The 3,591-nt window shown below is 62.8% G+C and carries 3 protein-coding genes; all 3 read left to right on the plus strand.

The features are described 5' to 3' along the window. Positions 1 to 1,245: phospholipase D-like domain-containing protein (locus EOD07_RS26840; protein WP_127237556.1), on the plus strand; the 1,245-nt coding region annotated here is incomplete at its 5' end. Between the two features lie 401 nt (positions 1,246 to 1,646). Beyond that, positions 1,647 to 2,573, plus strand: a complete 927-nt coding sequence (locus EOD07_RS26845) for an ABC transporter ATP-binding protein (RefSeq protein ID WP_127237557.1) — start codon at positions 1,647 to 1,649, stop codon at positions 2,571 to 2,573. Beyond that, positions 2,570 to 3,349, plus strand: coding sequence for an ABC transporter permease (locus tag EOD07_RS26850; RefSeq protein WP_127237558.1), 780 nt, complete (start codon positions 2,570 to 2,572; stop codon positions 3,347 to 3,349). Before EOD07_RS26845 ends, EOD07_RS26850 begins: the two co-directional genes overlap by 4 nt. The last annotated feature ends 242 nt before the right edge of the window (positions 3,350 to 3,591 follow it).

Genomic DNA, 3,591 nt, shown 5'->3' on the forward strand with positions numbered 1-3,591 from the left:
GCCTTCAAGAAGAGCCTGCAGACCAATGGCGACGCGAAATTCCGCGCTTTCCTGGAAGGCGATCTCGGCCTGCGCATGGTCGGGCTGACGCAAGGCGCCGGCGACGAATTGCATGCCGCGCTCTACGAGCTCGGGGACGCGACGCTGGAGACGGCGCTGATCGGGCTCGGGCCGCGGCTGCATCTCATCCTCGCCAACGGCTCCGACAAGAAAGGCGACGGCAACAAGGATGCGCGCAAGAACCTCAACGACCATGGCGTCGCGACCATCGACCGGATGCTGAAATCGAAAGGCCTCGGCCACAACAAGTTCGTCGTCTTGTCGGAAGACGGCGAGCCGAAGAAGGTGTGGACCGGCAGCACCAACTGGAGCACGACGGGCCTCTGCACGCAGGTCAACAACGGCCTGCTGATCGAGGACGCGGCGGTGGCGGCGCATTTCCGCAAGCATTGGGACCTGCTCAGGGACGCCTCGCCGCCGAAGACCGACCCGGCCAATTTCACGCCGGCGCTGATGGCGGACAACGATGCGCCGAAGACCTTCACGGTCGGCACCGCCAAGGCGACCGTGTGGTTTACCCGCACCTCGGACGGCGCCGACATGGCGGCGCTGCGCGACGTCATCACTTCAGCCAAGCAGGCGGTGCTGTTTTTGATGTTCACGCCGGGCAAGCAGGGGCTGCACACGCTGGCCGGCCAGCGCGCCAAGGAAAAGGGCATGTATGTGCGCGGCGTGGTCTCGACGCTGAGCGCCGACGAGGGCGGCGCCGAGCAGAACTTCCTCGACATCGGCCTGGTGAGCAGCGACCGCAAATTCACGCCGGACCGCTATGCGGTGACGCAGCCGCAAGGCCTCGACGCGCCGCTCGGGCCATGGATCGCCGAGGTCAACCGGCGGGAGTTCCTGTCGCAGATCGGCCACGCCATCGTGCACTCGAAAATCCTGGTGACCGACCCGCATTCAGCCGATTGCGTGGTGGTGACTGGCAGCCACAATTTCTCGGCGCCGGCGAGCGAGAAGAACGACGAGAACCTGGTGATCGTGCGCGGCCACGGCAAGCTCGCCGCCGCCTATGCCACCTATGCGATGTCGGTCTACAGCCACTACCGCTACCGCTCCTACATCCGCGAGATGCGAGCCCAGGGCAAGACGCCGTGGAGCTACCTCGACGACGACGATCAATGGCTGAAGACCGAGCTCGGGACCAAGGCGCAGGAGATCGCGTTCTGGACGGGGCAGGGTTAGTTGTTCGATGCAGTCAGGCAGACTTTGGCCGTTCAGTTCCGTGAAATCAGCGCAAACGCTGGAGATTGGCTCCGGCCTCCCAACCTCGTCATTCCTGGGCGGAGCAGCCGCGAAGCGGCGTCGCGGAGACCCTGGAATCCATTCCGTGACCTTGATCGAAGAGTGCGGCGGAGCAGAATTCTGCACCGCGGCAGCGCTCGGAAGTCACGGAATGGATCCTCGGGTCTGCGCGCGTCGCTTCGCTCCTTGCTCCGCCCGTGGATGACGACGAGCGAGGTGTTTTGGCCAATCTCCAAGGAATGCGACTGTCCAGAACTGTCAGCAGCGGCGGCGATTCACGGTTGCACCGGGCGGCATCCGACCTATATCAGATCACCTTTTCCAGCCGGCCGTATTTCAGCATGTCATCCATCATCTCGATCTCCGGTGTCACGAAAACCTATGCCACAGGCTTCAAGGCGCTGAAGGAAATCAATCTCGACATCGAGCGCGGCGAGATATTCGCGCTGCTCGGGCCGAACGGCGCCGGCAAGACGACGCTGATCTCGATCGTCTGCGGCATCGTCAACCGCTCGTCGGGCACGGTCACGGTGGATGGCCACGACATCGGCCGGGATTACCGCGCGGCGCGCAGCCTGATCGGGCTGGTGCCGCAGGAACTGACCATCGACGCCTTCGAGACCGTCTGGGCGACGGTGAACTACAGCCGCGGCCTGTTCGGCAAGGCGCCCAACAAGGACTTCGTCGAGAAGGTGCTGCGCGATCTCTCCTTGTGGGAGAAAAAGGATTCCAAGGCGATCACGCTGTCGGGCGGCATGAAGCGCCGGCTGATGATCGCCAAGGCGCTGTCGCACGAGCCGCGCGTTTTGTTCCTCGACGAGCCGACGGCCGGCGTCGACGTCGAGCTGCGCCAGGACATGTGGGCGATGGTCAGGCGCCTGCGCGAGGATGGCGTCACCATCATCCTCACCACGCACTACATTGAGGAAGCCGAGGCGATGGCCGACCGCGTCGGCGTCATCAACAAGGGCGAGATCATCCTGGTCGAAGGCAAGGCAGAGCTGATGCGCAAGCTCGGCCGCAAGCAGATGACGCTGGAGCTGCGCGCGCCGCTGGCCGCCGTTCCGGACGGGCTTTCCCACTATTCATTGGAGCTGTCCGCCGACGGCAACCAGCTCACCTACACCTATGACAACCAGAGCGACCGTCCGGGCGTCGCCTCGCTGATCCGCGACCTCGAGGCGGCCGGCGTCCAGTTCCGCGATCTCGACACCAAGAACAGCTCGCTCGAAGAGATCTTCGTCAATCTCCTGAGGCAAGAGCCATGAACCTGCGCGCCGCCCCCAATTTTCGTGCAGTCTGGGCGATCTACCGGGTGGAGATGGCGCGCGCCTTCCGCACGGTGCTGCAGAGCATCATCTCGCCGGTCATCTCGACCTCGCTCTATTTCGTCGTCTTCGGCTCGGCGATCGGTTCGCGCATCAACGAGATCGACGGCATCGCCTATGGCGCCTTCATCGTGCCGGGCCTGATGATGCTGTCGCTTCTGACGCAGTCGATCTCCAACGCCTCCTTCGCCATCTATTTCCCGAAATTCGTCGGCTCGATCTATGAGCTCCTGTCGGCGCCGGTCTCCTATCTCGAGATCATCATCGCCTATGTCGGCGGTGCTGCGACCAAGTCGATCATGCTCGGCCTGATCATCCTCGCCACGGCGGCTTTGTTCGTGCCGCTCAGGATCGAGCATCCGTTCTGGATGGTCGCCTTCCTGGTGCTGACGGCGGTGACCTTCAGCCTGTTCGGCTTCATCATCGGCATCTGGGCCAAGACCTTCGAGCAGCTGCAGCTGGTGCCGCTCCTGATCGTCACGCCGCTCACCTTCCTTGGCGGCAGCTTCTATTCGATCCACATGCTGCCCGGCATCTGGAAGACGGTCACCCTGTTCAACCCGGTCGTCTACCTGATCAGCGGGTTCCGCTGGAGCTTTTACGGCAAGGCTGACGTTTCGGTCGGCGTCAGCCTCGGCATGACGCTGGTGTTCCTGGCCATCTGCATCGCGATCGTGGCGTGGATATTCAAGACGGGCTACCGGTTGAGGAACTGACATTCGCTATACCGCACTTGAGCGGTAACAAGCCGTCGAGATTAGCCGCAACGCCTGTCCCGTCGTCATCCTAGGGCGAAGCAGGAGCGAAGCTCCGTCGCGAAGACCCTAGGTGTTTGATCCCGGGCTTTAATGGTGCATGCTTGTCATTCGAATCAAAGGATGCGCTATGGGACAGGTTCTACACGGCCGCGCCACGACGACAGAGGCAATCCGTCGAGCAATACAGAATAGTCAAGAGA

The sequence above is a fragment of the Mesorhizobium sp. M2C.T.Ca.TU.002.02.1.1 genome, assembly GCF_003997225.1.

Coding starts and splice junctions, on each gene's coding strand:
- EOD07_RS26850 (WP_127237558.1), top strand. CDS start 2,570: ATGAACCTGCGCGCCGCCCCCAATTTTCGTGCAGTCTGGGCGATCTAC.
- EOD07_RS26845 (WP_127237557.1), top strand. CDS start 1,647: ATGTCATCCATCATCTCGATCTCCGGTGTCACGAAAACCTATGCCACA.